The sequence below is a fragment of the Rhizobium sp. 2MFCol3.1 genome (assembly GCF_000377565.1).
In the GTDB taxonomy this organism is placed as follows: domain Bacteria; phylum Pseudomonadota; class Alphaproteobacteria; order Rhizobiales; family Rhizobiaceae; genus Rhizobium.
In genome coordinates, this window is sequence record NZ_KB898365.1 from 1 (window position 1) to 15,498 (window position 15,498).

A 15,498-nucleotide genomic window follows, 5' to 3' on the forward strand; every position below is an offset into this window, starting at 1 on the left:
TGCGGGTTTCACAAAGTCGCGGACAGGCATTTCAGTAAGTCGCGGACACCGATTTCACTAAGTACGGGACAGTGATTTCAGTAAGTCGCGGACAGTTCTTGCGGCGGATTTTGATCGATTTTCGTGAGCGCCGATCTGGCACATTCCCCTCGTGGTTTGAGCGAGGACATGATGCCCAGGCGGAAGCAAGCGAGACATACTGACGTGAAGGATATCCGATCGATCCTGCGGCTTACCTTCGAGCAGGGATTATCGATACGTGCCGTTTCCGAGCGGCTGAAGATCAGCAAGACATCGGTTTCGACGTACCTACTGCGGGCAAGGGAAGCTGGGCTTGCGGTCTGGCCTCTACCTGCGGGCCTGGACGAGGACGACGTTCTCGAGCGTCGACTATTCCGGCGTATGGGACGGCCTCCACGCGATACCGTCGAGCCAAACTGGCCAAAGATGGCCAGCGAGCTGAAGCGCAAAGGCGTCACGCTCCATTTGCTTTGGCAGGAATATCGGGAAGCTCATCCGGATGGCTATGGCTATACGTGGTTTTGCGGCCGGTTTGCCGATCATGAAAGCCGAGCCAGGCCCACCTACCGCAGCCGTCACGTTGCTGGTGTCGCGATGGAATGCGACTATGCTGGCCATACGATCCCGATCATCGATCCATCGACTGGCGAGATCCGCGCAGCTCAGATCTATGTCGCGGTTCTGAGCGCGTCGCAACTGACGTTCGCCTATGCCAGCTTCAGCCAAAAGCTGCCCGACTGGATTGAGGCCAATCAGCGGGCCTTTAGTTACTTTGGTGGCGTTACGAAGACGACGATCTGCGACAACCTCAGATCGGCTGTTGCCAAGGCTCTTTGGTTCGAACCCACACTGAATTCGACGTTCGCCGCTTTCGCCGAGCATTACGACACAACCGTTGTTCCGGCACGCCCGCGACATCCTCGCGATAAGCCGTCTGCTGAAGGGACGGTCTTGATCGTGGAACGGTGGGTTCTAGCGAGGCTTCGCAACGAGCGCTTCTTCAGCCTTGTCGATCTTAATATCCGCATCAGCGCTTTGATCGAGGACCTCAATACCCGAACCATGCGGCGATATGGAAAATCTCGCCGCGCATTGTTCGACGAAGTCGAACGCTCTCAACTCAAACCTTTGCCGTCAACGCCGTTTGAGTATTCGGAATGGAAAACCGCAAAAGTCCATCCCGACTACCATATCGAAGTCGACAAGACCTTTTATTCCGTACCGCATGGGCTGATCGGACGACGGGTCGATGTCAGGCTGACGTACCGGGCGGTTGAGATCTTCTTCGACCACAAACGTGTCGCAAGTCACATCCGGAGCTCGCAGCGTTCAGGCCACGTCACCGTCAATGAACACATGCCTAAGGCGCACCAGCGCTATGCAAACACGACACCCCACTCGTTGCGCAGCGAAGCAGCAAAGGTCGGGGTTAATACGGCGACGTTCATCGAGCGTCTCCTCAGTGATCGCCCCCACCCGGAACAGGGCTACCGATCTGCTCAAGGCGTTCTTTCCCTGGCGCGTCGCTACCAATCCGATCGGTTGGAGTTGGCTTGCGAACGGGCGCTGGTGATCAACGCGCTGAGCTATTCGTCTGTCGCCAACATTCTCAGATCTGGTCTCGATCAGGCTCCGGCCATGACCGAGGCTGTGAAGCCGGCCCCGCCGCACGGCAATATCCGCGGCAAAACCTACTATCAATAAGAGGACATCAGATGCTGACACATCCAACACTTGAGCAAATGAGTGCGCTTGGTCTGGCCGGTATGGCAACGGCCTATCGCGAGCTCCTGGAGCAGGCTCATGGAAATGATCTGAGCTTCGACGAACGACTGGGGTTGATGCTTGACCGCGAGATCGCTCTCAGAACGGACCGTAGACTGACAAACCGGCTCGCCACCGCCAAACTCCGTTTTGCCAATGCTTCCATTGAAGACATCGATTTTGGAGCGCACCGGGGACTGGATCGCCGAAACGTCCTGTCTCTGGCGCAGGGTGCATGGCTCAAGGCAAATGAAAACTTGATCCTGACAGGCCAGACGGGCACCGGAAAGACGTGGATCGCGTGTGCCTTTGCACGCCAGGCGGCCCGCCTCGACCACTCCGTTCTTTACGTTCGCATGCCACGGTTATTTGAGGACCTCGCGCTTGCCAGACTGGACGGACGCTTTCCGCGCCTCATCGACAAGCTTGCACGCGTTCATCTGCTGGTGCTTGATGACTGGGGAACCCATACCCTGAACGATCGGCAGCGCCTCGATCTGCTGGAAATCTTTGAAGAAAGATACCGTCGGAAATCCACTCTGATCACGGCCCAGCTTCCTGTGGCCGCATGGCATGAGATGATCGGCGAGGCAACTCTAGCGGACGCGATCCTGGACCGTATTGTTCACAATGCCCACCGTATAACGCTCGAAGGCGACAGCATGCGGAAGCGGAAAACACCAACGCTCTTGACCGGCGCCGAAATAAACGAAATCAATCACCCATAACAGCAACCAGGCTGGCGGAACTCGATCGAGCACGCTGTCCGCGACTTAGCGAAATGCTTGTCCGCGACTTGCTGAAATCGCTGTCCCGATTCATTGAAATCCGCACGCTGCCCGAAGGAAGTACCAAGTTGTCCATCAGCCTGAAGAAGTGCGACATTACAGTGTCTGCACATCCGCTATAGCTAATCCCGGCTGCTTGGCGCTCCATCGGATAGCTAGCAAAAGGGTAACCGCGATCTGCATTCCAAATCTTAGCAAGGCGAATGGCGGGCTTTAGCCTACTGTTGGTCGCCTTATTTTTTTCTGTCAGGGCAGTGTTGAAGGTGTTCGGGGTTGTCAGTATCCAACCGCCAGATCCATCAGGAATACTGTAGCCCGATGCGTGATCAAGAGCTGGCACCAACTCGAAACGGATGTGGTTCAGGTTCAGGACAAGAGTCGGACTCGACTGATAAATCTCTGATCGGTTGTAACGATATTCTGTGAAACGCTTCAAACGATCAAGATACGTCTGCGGGGTGTATCCGCCCTCCGCGAACACCGCCATGTAGTCGACATCGGATTCAGCATCCAAAGCGCGCGGGAGAATCGTGTTTCTAGTGTAGGAACCGAAAGCGAAATGTTGGAGCAAGTTGCCATCAAAATATGCATTCAATCGGCTCTTGAGCGTAGCGATCGATTTCACAATGCTCGACTTTTCATCATCAGAGAGCACAGCGTTTGTTGCGCGATTGTAAAGGTAAGATTGAGCGGTCATGACTAGCGGCCATCGACCGCATGCTTGGCTTCGCCAGCATCGATCCCTTTTTTAGCTTTTTGAAAGTCTCGCGCGCCCACTTGGGGGCTGGAGGCATTGAGGTCGTTCCTTCGCTTGACCATCACCTCCAGCGCAGTGACAGCCTCCTGTGAGTCATCTATGAGGCCAACTTTGATCTCGCGCATCAGTCGGGCGTCATTCCTAAGGGCAAGGAATTGGTCACCGGCCGCCTTATGAGCGGCTGCCTGCTCCGCCGGCTTCATGAAAGTTTGCAAAGCCGCCAACACAGCCACTGCAATGCTGATGAGCCCCGCCGCGATCTCCCACTGTCCCGAAAATGACGCTGCACCTGCAAGTGCGCTCAAGGCGGAAGCTGGGACACCGAGCCATACATGCCTTGAAGAGTAACGCTCGCCGGCGTTGTATTGAGACTTGCTGCTGTGAAGAGTGTCTTCTTCTATTCTGGACAACTCGATTTCGATTTTTTCCCGCAAATCTAAGTCGATCATGACCACCTCATAACAAGCAGATATTGGTTGGTTGCTCGGAACAAAAAGTCAAAGGTAGACTAGGTATATCCACAGCTTTAGGCCGCCTGATATGGGAGAAGCTAGCCCTGTCAGACGTTGAAATACTGCAACGTGAGCATATGGTTGCGGTGAACAAGTGCCGTGCGAGCCGACTTCGGCCTTGCGCTTCACGCCTCCGCGAGTTCACCGAACACATTGGGGCCAAATCTCCGCTCAAGGGCGGGGGGGGCGGGCTCCTGAGACACGGCATGCGAAAAGGTCGGCGGGCTTACCGAATCCTACCGACCTTGTTGCAAGCGCTTCTGTCCCTCTAGACTCAAAGTTGGGGCTCGTCTCGCCAGAATGCGGGAAACATGTCCTTGAGCGCGTTGACCTTAGGTTGTTCGACGAAGGCGATATAGGGCTGAGTAGGATTGTTCACGAGGTAGTTCTGGTGATAGTCCTCGGCTTGATAGAATGTCTTTCCTGGCTCGATTTTTGTGACGATCTTCGAAGCGAACGATTGAGCCTTATCGAGTTGACTGATGTAACCCGACGCCACGTCCGCCTGTTCCTCATTCTGAGGGAAAATCGCAGAACGATACTGGTTTCCGACGTCCGCGCCCTGGTAATCCAGCTGAGTTGGATTGTGCGCCACTGAGAAGAAAACCTGAAGCAACTCGCCGTAAGTCACCTTGCTCGGATCGTAGACGATCCTGATCGCTTCTGCATGCCCGGTTGTCCCTGTCTCCGTCAACTCATATACTGCGGTCTGGGCACTACCACCGGCATAGCCAGCTTTGACGGCGATGACACCGTTCACGTGCTGGAATACACCCTGTGTCCCCCAGAAGCAGCCGCCAGCAAACACGGCCGTTTGAGTAGAGGACTTGTCCACGACGTCGCTTAGCGGAGCGGGCAGGACTTTTGGCTGTTCGGCGGCAGATGGATAGCCGGTAAACCAAGTTGAATAGAAGATTGCGACAGCCGCACCAGCCGCGGCTAGCGGCAGTGTGCCAGTAGTTTGTTTGAGAAGTTTTCTGAAGTTGAACATGATTTTCCTATCCGAAAGTGAAGACGTAGGCACTCACGCCAGCGTCAAGGAATCTGATTGTGAAGGTACGTTTGGTGGGAACGCCGCTTTGTCGGACGAGTTGGTAGAGGCGCGTCTCTGTGACGGTTCCCACACCGTGCTCGTCGATATCCGCGCCGTGATCTTTGCCAGGCGGCGCGCCGTCGATCAGGACTTGGAACCGAATCGCCTTCTTTTCAGGTCCGCTGCCCATTACCAGGTGGAGATCGCGAGCATTGAACCGGAACGCGATCTCGCCAAATGACCGATCAAGGAAGGCGGAGTCCGCCCCGACAGTCCACTCGCCTGTTAGTCCCCAGTCATTGAGATCAAGGCGATCCCAATAATACTTCTTCGGGGTGTCCTGCGCCGCACCGCCAATGGAGGCGAAGTTCCGCGCCTGCTCGTAGCCAAGGTAGGTTTCATCAGATAGGGCGGGTTGAGCGCTCGCCGGGATCTCAGCGCCGGTGGCTGCTGAGGGAGATGAATACTCCGGTGATGGTCTGGAGCCAGCCTCGCGGATCAGGTCGCGGATGGCTGCTTCCATCTCCTCGTAGGATCCCTCACCAAACTGGTGATGGCGAATTCGACCCTCCGCATCGATCAGATAGAGCGCAGGCCAGTACATGTTTTCGTAGGCCCGCCAAATGCGGTAGTTGCTATCTAGGGCTACCGGGAAGTCGATCTTGAAATTCTCAACTGCATCCCGGACGTTATCCAGGCGCTTTTCGAACGCAAACTCAGGAGCGTGGACGCCAATGACCTCAAAGCCCATGTCCTTATATTTGTCCCGCCACGCTTTCACATAAGGCAGGGTACGGATGCAGTTGATGCATGAGTACGTCCAAAAATCGATGAGAACGACTTTGCCTTTGAGCTTATCGAGCGACAAGGGTTGAGTGTTAATCCAATCTGTTGCGCCGGCGATGGACGGGGCAGGGCCCTCGACGGGCAAGGCACTTCGAAAGGACGCTCGGATGTTCGACGTGACTTCGGTGTTGCCTGTACGGCTTTTCGCGGCGGGATTGCCCGGTCCGCGAACGTCAGCTGCCGCGGCAGAATTCAAGGGTATTACTGCAAGTAGCCCAATAGCCGCAATCGCCGAAGATGCACGGCTAGACGCAGAACCAGCGAGATGGCGTACTGGTACCAATCGCGTTGTTGCAATGACTTGCGTGAGAACAACGCAGAGGTTGACTAACGCTAGCGTCCATAACGGACCGTCGATACTTATCGGTGTCATCTTTGAACTCCTTCGTTGAATGGAGCTCACACCCTGGAAGTATCCCCAATGTGTCGAGTTAGGTGTGGTTTTGTAACGTAATGCAAATCTGCGACGGCGCGGAACTGCGGCGCTCCGCCGCCGATACACTGAAATGCAAATCTAGGCTTTTCCCGAAATACTGCGGATACAAGTATGCCGCTGAATGTGCCTGACGGCGCTACCGATCGGTATGCAGTGGAAGCGATAATTAAAAAACGAATTCCGGCCCGGCGTGTCTGGCGTTTGGCGTCGGTAAGGCTATCCGAGGATCACCCCTCCCTCCTCGGATAGCCACCCCGTTCCTCCGGCCTCGCCGAACCTATTTCGCTAGGTTGATGCCCGGCTTGGGCAGCATGTTCCCCTCGAGCCCCCACTTCTTCATCACGGCTTCGTAGGTCCCATTCTCGAATAGGACTTCGAAACCAGCGAGAAGTGCCGCGCTTAAAGGCGAGCCCTTGGGAGCGATTGTCCCTTGGTAAATGTCTCCGAAACCGTTGGGCAGGTTCGCGGCTGCGAGACCCAACTGGCTCGAAGATTGTGAGACAAAATATGTCAGCGGTGCCTGACCGGAGAAGAATCCATCTGAGCGGCCAGATCGAACGGCGAGGATGGAGGTGTTCTGATCGGGGAAAGACTGCACTTGGACAGGTTTTCCCGACGTCTCGCATTCTTGCGCCTTCGCTTTAAGCACCCGCTCGGCCGAACCGGCGGCCATAACCGCAATCCTCAAACCACAGACATCTTCCAGGCTGCCAATGTTTTTTGGATTCCCGTGCGGTACGGCAAACGCTACATACTCCTTAACCCAATCAATGAAGTCGATTTTACCGCGGCGGTCCGGGAAATCTCCGCTCGGACCGATGGCCATGTCAAAGCGACCGGCATCAAAACCAGCCAGCATTGCCGCTAGACCGCTTACCGTCTGGTGCTTCATTTGGACACCAAACAGCTCTCCGAAGGCCGTGGCAAGTTCGGCACTCGCGCCTTCTAGCTCGGTAGGGCTCACTACGATTTCATACGGTGGGTAGGAGCCCCAGTTGACTGCAACTATGTAGCCACGCTCCCGAATATTCTCGGGCAGCATTGCCCGTAGCTTCTCATTCAATTGTTGTTTGGGAATTGTGTTATCGGTTGCCGACGCGGGTATGGCTCCCGCCATGAGCGCGAGGATCAACGCAGCACTAATGGTCTTCTTCAACATGATCTGTTCCCTTGGTTAGGCGCGATGCGCTCTTACTTTTCTTTTGCCTTCAGATGAAACGATTGAGAAACGCGCGTGTCCTTTGATGCTTTGGATTGACGAGGACATCCTGCGGGCTTCCCTGCTCGACGATTTTGCCGCCGTCCATAAAGACCACGCGATCGGCCGCCTCTTTCGCGAATCCGATCTCGTGAGTGACCACGATCATGGTCATCCCCTCTTTCGTGAGGTCACGCATAACCGCCAACACCTCTCCTACCAATTCGGGATCTAGCGCTGAGGTCGGCTCGTCGAACAGGATCAGCTTCGGCTTGATGGCGAGCGCTCGCGCGATCGCAACTCGTTGCTGTTGCCCGCCGGAAAGCTGACGGGGATACGCGTTCGCCTTGTGTCGGAGACCGACCCGCTCCAAGAGTGTGTAGGCGTATTCCTCGGCATCCGACCGTCGCTCCTTGTATACGCCGATCGGGGCCTCGGTAATGTTCTCGAGTGCGGTTAGATGCGGGTAGAGATTGAACTGTTGGAACACCATCCCGATTCCCTTGCGCTGGCGCGCCAAAGTGGATGGAGGTGCATGATACACACGGCCGTTGCGAACCTCGTAGCCGACCTGAACGTCACCTACTCTGATGGCTCCTTGCTGTATTCGCTCGAGATGGTTGATACACCGGAGAAATGTGGATTTCCCAGAACCGGAAGGGCCCAGTACTACAATCGTTTCGCCCGCCCGAACTTCGAGATCGATCCCTTTTAGAACTTCCAGGTCGCCGAAGGACTTGTGGACGTTGACTGCGCTAACCAGCGGCTTGGATGTCTCTGGACTGACTGAATGCGTGATCATCGTACACCCTCCTCGTTCAACTCAGCTATCTTTTCGGTCGCAATCGCGCTTCTGCTTCGATCACCACGGCCGTAGTAGGCCTCGATCCTGGACTGTCCGATGTTGAGTATGGACGTGACGAGCAGATACCAAAGCACAGCGACCAGCAGCAACGGGATGATCTCGAATGTGCGGTTGTAGATTGCTTGGACAGAATAGAGCAGGTCGTTCATGGCAATGACACTGACCAGCGATGTTCCTTTGATTAAGCTTATGAACTGGTTCCCTGTCGGCGGAATGATAGCGCGCATGGCCTGTGGGATTATGATGCGTCGAAGCGCCCGAGCCCTGGTCATCCCGAACGCCTGTGCTGTCTCCCGTTGCCCTGGATCAACCGATAGAAGTCCACCGCGAATGACCTCGGCCATGTACGCGGCCTCGTTTAGGGCCAGCCCCACGATCGCAGCGGTCAGAGGAGTGATAACGGTGTTGGTCTCCCAACTCAGAAATGTCGGTCCGAAGGGGACGCCGATCGACAATGTGGGGAAGAGGGTAGCAAGGTTGTACCAGAAGATAAGCTGCACTAGCATTGGAGTACCACGGAAAAACCAAATGTAGAGTCCCGAGAGTGTTCGGGCGAGTGTGCTTTCTGACATTCGTGCTATCGCAAGGAGAAGTCCGATTGCGGTTCCGATGAGCATAGCTGCTACGGCTAGACCAAGGGTTACGGAAAGGCCCTGCATCACGGACGGATCAAACAGCCAGTGGAGCACTGTTTGCCATTCGAGGTTCGGGTTTGTGGCTAACTGCCACGCGAATTGTGCCGCGAAGGCGATAACCAGCAAAAGAAGAATCCAACGCATCGGGTTTGCGCGCTCTGCCGCCCGCGACACATCGCATATTCCCTCGTTAGAAACCTGCTGCGCGGGTGTGTCTCCCGCTTGGATTGCTACCGACATGAACTGTCCTCCTCTGAAGCCGCACCCGCCTCTCTTTTCCTTAACTGTGGAGGCTCATCGCAGGTCGGCGTTTTCACTGTTGGTATTAGATGGATTCAACACAAATCTTGAAAGGCCAATTCTTTTGGAGCTACATAGGGAAAAGCTATGGGGCGTCTCGATCAATAGTCAGTGCGTTACTTGATCGGAAGCTAAATGCAGCGGATTGTGGGAACCATTGCTATCCAGGAGGCTGATAGGGGAGTAGGTGTTGGCTGCTATCGCATCTTTAGGCAACCTGAGTTTAAGGCAACTGGAGGTCTTCTATGCAGTTGTGGAAGCAGGCAGCGTCACCGCCGCGGCGGAGAACCTTCATGTCTCCCAACCTACTGTCAGTGCAATGCTCAAACGCATGGAAGATCAGCTTGGTCTTGCGTTGTTCAGGAAGGACCGCGGACGTCTGGTGCCGACGAACGAAGGAATGATCCTCCACGGCGCGTTACAGAGTAACTTCAGGTACCTGCATTCGGTATCCGACGCCATTTCTCAGATACAGAGAAACGTCTCGCAGCTCATGAGCATTGCCGCCATCCCGCCGCTCGGGAATGGGCTTGTTGCCGAGGCAGTGAAGACTTTCCTTGAAGAGCGCCCAGATGCCAGGGTACACTTGCTCGTCAGGCCAAAGAGAGCGGTTTATCACGCAGTAGCTGCGGAAGGTGTCGATCTGGCCGTCTCCTTTGGAACAGGCGAAGCCGAACAGGAGGGCCTGCAGGTTGAGACGGTTTCTTCGGGTCGGCTCTTCTGCATCATGCCTAAAGGGCATCCGCTTGAGAGCAAGGATGTCGTCAATCAGTCAGATCTCCAGCACCACGCGCTTATCTCCTATCCCCCCGGCCATCAATGGCTCGTCGCCCAGCTGGAGAAGGCTATCGAAAACGGGCTGCCGCGGCCCGATCAGATTCTAACTGTCGACAGCGTTGTGCACGTTTATCCCCACGTCGAGAATGGCCTTGGGATCGCATTGGTCGACGAATACTCGCTTTACTATCACTCGCAAGAACGAATTACCGCGCGGCCGTTCGTTCCTGCGATTGATGTCACCCTGCAACTCATTTACCCCAACCGCCGTCCATCTCAGCTTACCCAGATATTCGTGCAGCACTTCAAGGCAGCGTGCGTGAAATTCGGCTAGCGCGTGGCAAGCTTTTCGAAATCAGAGAACAGCGCTTCCGGATCTGCGGGAGCGGTGACCAGATTCTGTTGGAGCTGTTCGTCGCAGACCGCTCGAAGCATTCGGCGATGGGATGCCGACTGAGTGCCAAAGGGAAAGACGTCATCGGGAAACAGATTCAGCATGGTTTCAGCCTCCTCGATCGCCCACGGAGATGATTCACCGAAGTTTTTCGTCTTCGTCCACCACATATTCCAGGAGTCCTGAAGCGTTTGGTAAATCGCTCGGACCGCGTCGGGGAACGTTTCGGCAAACGAGCGCTGAACGGCCATGATGTGGAAAACCGGATAGATTCCAGTTTGGTGGTGATAGACAAGCTCGGCTTTTCGAAAGTCCGTAATCAGACGGCGGAACTCTCCGTTTCGCTCGTAAACGGCAGGCGGCATGAAGGCAGTCGTGACGGCGTCTAGACTGTGATCGCGCAAAGCACCTAGCAAAGTCTGTCCCTCGCTGAGGTAAAGAGTGTCGGCGGGAGGCTTGGCATCTGTCGGCGCTCGGGGCTTGAGCTTGGTGACGTCGTCGAGATCGCCAAGGACCCAACTGACATCGCTGACCCCCACACCAGATTCGCGCAGCGCGGCGCGGGACCACATTGTTCCGGTATCACCCCACGAGTTGGTACCAATCCTGCCGCCCTTTAATTCCGAGAGACTGGTGAGGGGCGAGTCACGTCGGACGATGTAGTTTCGGTGCCGGAAGCCGCGTAAAACGAAAGCTGGGAGTCCAATCAGGTTCCGTTCTCCTCTCGCATGCCCAAGAACATACCTGTTGAAGGAGATCTCCCGCGCATGAAAACCGGACGAGAAGTCGTCGGATAGTGGGGCACGGAAGTCTACATCGAACTCGAATTCGGGATGGCTGACAGCACCGTTGATCAACGGGCAGAATTGATCATAGGCGCGAAGGGCGATTTTTACTCTGGTTCTCGACATCGTATCCCTCAGCGTCCCGTGATCTTGCTGAAATTGGCAACGTCGGCAACGCACGCTGCACGAAGCCTCGTGGAGTCGCTCCCGGTTGCGACCATCAGGTAGCCGCGCGCGTACGCGTCTTCCAACGCCATGTCAGGACGAAGGACGGTACCAAGCGGGACAGCGGCAGCGTTAGCGTGGAACTCGATCTGGTCGATCAGAGCCAGCACTTCCGGGTGATCCATCTCACCCATTCTGCCCGCGGACGCGGATAGATCGTAAGGACCCACGAATATCATATCGACGCCATCGACTGCGGCGATTTCGGCGGCGTTCGTCGCGCCTTGAACCGTTTCTATTTGGCAGACCACCAGCACGTTCTCATTGGCTGTCTTGGCGTATTCCTTGGCCGCCGCACCAAAACCTGACGCACGTATCGTGCCAGGGGCCGCGCCTCGAATTCCACATGGGGCATAGTAGCTGGCAGCGACAACAGCACGTGCCTCGGCCGCGGTGCCAACCGCGGGAACAACGATTCCCTCGGCACCGAGATCAAGTACACGCCGGATGTAGCTAACATCGTGTCCCGGCACGCGAACCAAAGACGTCGCAGGGCTAGCGCCCAGCACCTGTAGCTGGTGCGCTAGCGTTCCGAGATCGCCGACGCCATGCTCGTGATCGATTATTATGAAATCAAAGCCCGAGTATGCCATCACCTCGGTTGCAAAGCTGCTAGCCAGAACATTCCAGCTTCCAAACGCCTTTTCGGCGTTCTTCAATCGGCGCTTGAGGACATTTTCTCTATACACTTGACGCTCCCAGTTCGGTTGTTAACCGTCACTGTAGTCATCGAGCCCGTGCGGAAAATCGAAATGATCTAGGGCAGGCATAGTCTCCGGCTATGTACCGCTGACGCATCGCCGGGCAAAGTTTGAAGGTGCGAAATTGACAACTCACAGCGCAGAAGAGGGCATCGGTTGCGCGATGCCCTCAGTCTCAGGTCGCTAAAAGTCAGGCAACCTGCGCGATCAGCTCGATCTCCACGCATGCGCCCAAGGGCAACTGCGCCACTCCGAAGGCGGAACGAGCATGGCGACCTTTGTCGCCGAACACCTCGGCAAGCAAGTCGCTTGCACCGTTCGTAACCAGATGCTGACTATCGAAACCACCTGTCGAGTTCACCATCGAAGTTAGCTTAACGATCATCTCCAGCTTGTTGAGGTCGCCGGTCGCGTGATGGAGTGTGGAGATCAGATCGATCGCGACTGCCCTCGCAGCTTGAGTACCTTCCTGCATCGAAATCTTGTCCCCAAGCTGCCCGGCCCAGACGAGGCCACCACGCTTCGCGAGATGTCCCGAGAGGAAAAGCAGCTTTCCCGATCGGATGTAGGGGAGATAAGAGGCGGCCGGCACCGCCACGTCACCAAGTTCTATATTTAGGTCTCTCAGCCGGTCGTAAACGCTCATTGCACCGATCCTTTGTCTGTCTTATTCGGCTGCCTGATTGGCCGCGACTTCTTTCGCAAATGCTTTTCCGTTCGGGCTCAGTCGAATGCCCTCACGCAGATTGCGCCAGGGCAAATCTGCAGGGTTCGCCGAAAACGGCCCCGGTGCTTCCACCACGATGATCTGTTCTGCTATCGCAGAGAAATCAGCGCGAAAATGAACCGAACTCTTATTTACCAGGATGCTCATATTTTCGGGCTCGATGCCTACTGCGCGATACATGTTTCTATCTAGCAGCTGAGCTTTGTTCGATGTGACCACGATGCGGACACCATCGATTTTCAACTGAGCCGATGGACCGAGCTCGGCCTGCTTTCCGTGCATCATAGGCCCTCCGTAGACGAGCTTTCCGTCGGAGAGATTTTCCACCGTGAAAGTTGCGACAAGAGGCGTGTCACCTGGTACTTGTGCGCAGCCGCCGAGCGCGATCTCGATCTGCGCACCAACGCCGGCTTTATGGGCTGCAGCAGCTGCAACAGGATCACACATCAATCCGAGAGCGGCATTTTTTGCACCGTTCCGGAGCAATGACTTCAAAATCCCGGTGGTATTGGAGGTCCCTCCCACACCTGGATTGTCCTGCGTGTCTGCCAGAATGACGGGTTTTCCTGCGGACGCCGCAACATGCATCGCGTGAAGTACCGCGTCATCGGGCTTCTCAAACTCGACACTCCAAGCAGTCTCGGCATCTAGGACGCGATTATATAATGCCTCGACAGCGGTATCGATTTTGCCGCTATCGTCGTCATATCCCCATACGGTAGGACCACACTCGGCGAAATCGGACGCAGGGAAGCCGGGTGCAAACGACAAGGAAACGACGTCGGTTTCGAGTTCTTCCAGAAAATCGTACATACCTCGTGCTGGTTGCAGCATCGTCGACATCGCATTGACAGGGATAAGGAATGGCAATCTCCGCGATGCCAGTGCCAAGGGCTTGCCCGACGCTTGCAGGTGGAGGAGAAGTTTTGCCGCACGTACTCCAGTCTCTGCCATATCCACGTGCGGATAGGTCCGATAAGCGACGACGGCGTCCGCAACCCTCCACAGAAGGTCGGTGACGTTCGCATGGGAATCCAGCGAGACGACGATTTTTACGTCCGGTCCCACAATACTGCGAACGCGTGATACTAGCTCACCTTCTCCGTCGTCCAGGTCCTCGGTCACTTGCGCACCATGGAGATCGAGATAAATCGCATCGTATGTGAGATGCTTCACACCTTCGATTATTTCCCCGGCAATACGCTCGTACGCATCGGTCGTCGTATGTGCTGAAGCACCCGCGCCCGCCCAGACGACCGGCGTTACGGAATGGCCAAGACCGGTTACATGCTTGATGAACCCTCCGATGGGGATATTGACATCTGCAAGCTTCAGGACGTCCTGTCCGTGAGCCATCGACGGAAAGTCTTCTCCATTCAAAAAGCTTGCATATGTCGCCTTCGTAGGTGCGAACGTGTTGGTTTCGTGCTGAAAGCCGGCAATCAGGATATTCACGGGTAATTCCTTTCTCTAGACTGGGAAATGCATTGTCCGAGGGCCAATAATTCAGTGGATAGATACCCTGGGGGCCTCGAACTCCTTAGAGGCGTCGGTTGATGGCAGGATCATGAGCCGAGCTCTCCGTTCCATCAATAGCAATTCAAGTGTAGAAGTGTTGCCTACAGAGCAACGACGGATTACGACATGCGGGAACTCAACCAAGCCAGGCTCAGGTACTTTCAGGCGGTTTTCGAACGGAGATCAATCCGCGGTGCGGCTGATATTCTCAATACCGCGCCATCGGTAATAACCCGTCAGATATCGCTGCTTGAAGACGAAATCGGACACGTGCTGTTCGAACGCCAAGCGCGCGGGATGAAGCCGAATGAGGCGGCACAACACGTCATGGATTACGTAAGAGGTTGCCGCGACCACCGTCACCAGCTCAGCGAGCGACTGGATGCGATAGACAGGCTCGACGAGGGCTCGGTGCGCATCGTCCTCAGCGAGGGTTACGTCGACCACCTCGTGCAGCAGGTCATTGGCCCGTTCTGCTCTGAGCATCCGCGATTGAACGTGACGCTCGAGGCGCTTCCTGTCCGGAAGATTATGAGTGAACTTGCGGAGGACAACGCCCACCTGGGATTGGCCTATAATCCCCAAGCTGAGGCGCAGATCAACTTCGTCGCGACCGTAGCTGCTCCGACAAAGCTTCTCGTTCGCGCTGGGCATCCCCTGACGCGAAGCAGCTCAGTTCCGCTGCTCGAGAGGATGGCCGAGTTCCCACTTGCTCTGATGCCATCGGGATACGGAGTATCCCAACTGATCGAAGCATTGCAATACTCGGAACACATAACGTTCCGCCCCGCCTTCACCAGTGGCTCCGTCGTTGCATTGAAGCAGTACGTGAAGTCTACTCAGGGGATGGCATTTATCGGAGCGGGAGTCGCCGTGGCGTCTGAGGTCGCCACTGGCGAATTGGCGCTGATAGATATCGACCACCAGCTTTGCCAGTCAGCCAAGTTGCGTCTCATGGTAAGGAGAGGGCGGGCTCTTCCGCCAGCCGCCGGCCGCTTGCTCTCCAACATCAAGGGGAAGCTCTTGTCTTTTGGCGGCTAGTGCCGGGCAATGGCATCGCCAAAGTCGCGAGTGGTCCCCCGGTTGCAGATAATGTCGTTCTTGTAATCCTATGTAGAACGACGTCCCTCCGACAACCAACGATACAAAAAGCTACCGTTCGAGACATACCACAGATACATCGCCCCAGCAGATATCGCGGGTACTTTCCGATCTC

At 55.7% G+C, this 15,498-nt stretch carries 14 protein-coding genes and 1 pseudogene; 4 read left to right on the forward strand and 11 right to left on the reverse strand.

All coding sequences use genetic code 11. The annotated features are described in order from the left end of the window. Positions 1 to 171 precede the first annotated feature (171 nt). Together istA and istB are read left to right on the forward strand one after the other, a co-directional pair. The gene (istA, locus tag D460_RS0121915) at positions 172 to 1,725 is read left to right on the forward strand and encodes an IS21 family transposase (protein ID WP_026282616.1); all 1,554 of its coding nucleotides are present in this window, start codon (positions 172 to 174) and stop codon (positions 1,723 to 1,725) included. Positions 1,726 to 1,736: 11 nt separating this feature from the next. Then, positions 1,737 to 2,513, forward strand: coding sequence for an IS21-like element helper ATPase IstB (gene istB / locus D460_RS0121920; protein WP_018896424.1), 777 nt, complete (start codon positions 1,737 to 1,739; stop codon positions 2,511 to 2,513). Here the strand turns inward: istB and D460_RS36460 are convergent. From D460_RS36460 to D460_RS0121955, 7 genes and pseudogenes are all read right to left on the reverse strand, one after another. Further along, on the reverse strand, positions 2,500 to 3,270 hold the full coding sequence (locus tag D460_RS36460; protein ID WP_018900740.1) for a nucleotidyltransferase: 771 nt from the start codon (positions 3,268 to 3,270) through the stop codon (positions 2,500 to 2,502). The genes istB and D460_RS36460 overlap by 14 nt on opposite strands. Positions 3,271 to 3,272: 2 nt before the next feature. After that, positions 3,273 to 3,779 carry an SLATT domain-containing protein gene (locus D460_RS0121930; protein ID WP_018900741.1) on the reverse strand — a complete coding sequence of 169 codons (507 nt, stop codon included), beginning with the start codon at positions 3,777 to 3,779 and terminating at the stop codon, positions 3,273 to 3,275. A 337-nt stretch (positions 3,780 to 4,116) separates the two neighbouring features. Continuing rightward, positions 4,117 to 4,833 (reverse strand): peptide-methionine (S)-S-oxide reductase MsrA, encoded by a 717-nt coding sequence (gene msrA / locus D460_RS0121935; RefSeq protein ID WP_018900742.1) that lies wholly within the window; start codon positions 4,831 to 4,833, stop codon positions 4,117 to 4,119. 7 nt (positions 4,834 to 4,840) lie between these two features. Next, positions 4,841 to 5,818 (reverse strand): annotated as a pseudogene (locus D460_RS33505) (thioredoxin family protein); the annotation flags it as partial. A 616-nt stretch (positions 5,819 to 6,434) separates the two neighbouring features. Beyond that, the gene (locus D460_RS0121945) at positions 6,435 to 7,316 is read right to left on the reverse strand and encodes an ABC transporter substrate-binding protein (protein ID WP_018900744.1); all 882 of its coding nucleotides are present in this window, start codon (positions 7,314 to 7,316) and stop codon (positions 6,435 to 6,437) included. Positions 7,317 to 7,365: 49 nt separating this feature from the next. Continuing rightward, complete coding sequence (locus tag D460_RS0121950) at positions 7,366 to 8,157, reverse strand: amino acid ABC transporter ATP-binding protein (protein ID WP_018900745.1); 792 nt, start codon at positions 8,155 to 8,157, stop codon at positions 7,366 to 7,368. Further along, positions 8,154 to 8,999 carry an amino acid ABC transporter permease gene (locus D460_RS0121955; RefSeq protein WP_245267783.1) on the reverse strand — a complete coding sequence of 282 codons (846 nt, stop codon included), beginning with the start codon at positions 8,997 to 8,999 and terminating at the stop codon, positions 8,154 to 8,156. The genes D460_RS0121950 and D460_RS0121955 overlap by 4 nt, the downstream gene beginning before the upstream one ends. Before the next feature lie 346 nt (positions 9,000 to 9,345). On the opposite strand from D460_RS0121955, the gene D460_RS0121960 reads away from it, so the two are divergent. Beyond that, positions 9,346 to 10,266, forward strand: a complete 921-nt coding sequence (locus tag D460_RS0121960; RefSeq protein WP_018900747.1) for a LysR family transcriptional regulator — start codon at positions 9,346 to 9,348, stop codon at positions 10,264 to 10,266. On the opposite strand, the gene D460_RS0121965 is transcribed toward D460_RS0121960, so the two are convergent. The 4 genes from D460_RS0121965 to D460_RS0121980 all read right to left on the reverse strand — a co-directional run bounded on the left by D460_RS0121965 (position 10,263) and on the right by D460_RS0121980 (position 14,219). Beyond that, positions 10,263 to 11,237 carry a hypothetical protein gene (locus D460_RS0121965; protein ID WP_018900748.1) on the reverse strand — a complete coding sequence of 325 codons (975 nt, stop codon included), beginning with the start codon at positions 11,235 to 11,237 and terminating at the stop codon, positions 10,263 to 10,265. The genes D460_RS0121960 and D460_RS0121965 overlap by 4 nt on opposite strands. An 8-nt stretch (positions 11,238 to 11,245) precedes the next feature. Further along, positions 11,246 to 12,025 (reverse strand): aldolase/citrate lyase family protein, encoded by a 780-nt coding sequence (locus D460_RS0121970; RefSeq protein ID WP_018900749.1) that lies wholly within the window; start codon positions 12,023 to 12,025, stop codon positions 11,246 to 11,248. A gap of 202 nt (positions 12,026 to 12,227) precedes the next feature. Then, positions 12,228 to 12,683, reverse strand: a complete 456-nt coding sequence (locus D460_RS0121975) for a RidA family protein (RefSeq protein WP_018900750.1) — start codon at positions 12,681 to 12,683, stop codon at positions 12,228 to 12,230. 21 nt (positions 12,684 to 12,704) lie between these two features. Then, positions 12,705 to 14,219: a M81 family metallopeptidase gene (locus D460_RS0121980; RefSeq protein WP_018900751.1), complete on the reverse strand. Its 1,515-nt coding sequence runs from the start codon at positions 14,217 to 14,219 to the stop codon at positions 12,705 to 12,707. A gap of 189 nt (positions 14,220 to 14,408) precedes the next feature. On the opposite strand from D460_RS0121980, the gene D460_RS33510 reads away from it, so the two are divergent. Further along, positions 14,409 to 15,323 carry a LysR family transcriptional regulator gene (locus D460_RS33510; protein WP_018900752.1) on the forward strand — a complete coding sequence of 305 codons (915 nt, stop codon included), beginning with the start codon at positions 14,409 to 14,411 and terminating at the stop codon, positions 15,321 to 15,323. The last annotated feature ends 175 nt before the right edge of the window (positions 15,324 to 15,498 follow it).

Bases quoted from the DNA above. Each gene is read 5' to 3' on its own strand.
- D460_RS0121950 (WP_018900745.1), bottom strand. From the start codon at position 8,157: ATGATCACGCATTCAGTCAGTCCAGAGACATCCAAGCCGCTGGTTAGC.
- D460_RS0121975 (WP_018900750.1), bottom strand. From the start codon at position 12,683: ATGAGCGTTTACGACCGGCTGAGAGACCTAAATATAGAACTTGGTGAC.
- D460_RS0121955 (WP_245267783.1), bottom strand. From the start codon at position 8,999: ATGCGTTGGATTCTTCTTTTGCTGGTTATCGCCTTCGCGGCACAATTC.
- istA (WP_026282616.1), top strand. From the start codon at position 172: ATGCCCAGGCGGAAGCAAGCGAGACATACTGACGTGAAGGATATCCGA.
- D460_RS0121930 (WP_018900741.1), bottom strand. From the start codon at position 3,779: ATGATCGACTTAGATTTGCGGGAAAAAATCGAAATCGAGTTGTCCAGA.
- D460_RS0121945 (WP_018900744.1), bottom strand. From the start codon at position 7,316: ATGTTGAAGAAGACCATTAGTGCTGCGTTGATCCTCGCGCTCATGGCG.
- D460_RS33510 (WP_018900752.1), top strand. From the start codon at position 14,409: ATGCGGGAACTCAACCAAGCCAGGCTCAGGTACTTTCAGGCGGTTTTC.
- D460_RS36460 (WP_018900740.1), bottom strand. From the start codon at position 3,270: ATGACCGCTCAATCTTACCTTTACAATCGCGCAACAAACGCTGTGCTC.
- istB (WP_018896424.1), top strand. From the start codon at position 1,737: ATGCTGACACATCCAACACTTGAGCAAATGAGTGCGCTTGGTCTGGCC.
- msrA (WP_018900742.1), bottom strand. From the start codon at position 4,833: ATGTTCAACTTCAGAAAACTTCTCAAACAAACTACTGGCACACTGCCG.
- D460_RS0121965 (WP_018900748.1), bottom strand. From the start codon at position 11,237: ATGTCGAGAACCAGAGTAAAAATCGCCCTTCGCGCCTATGATCAATTC.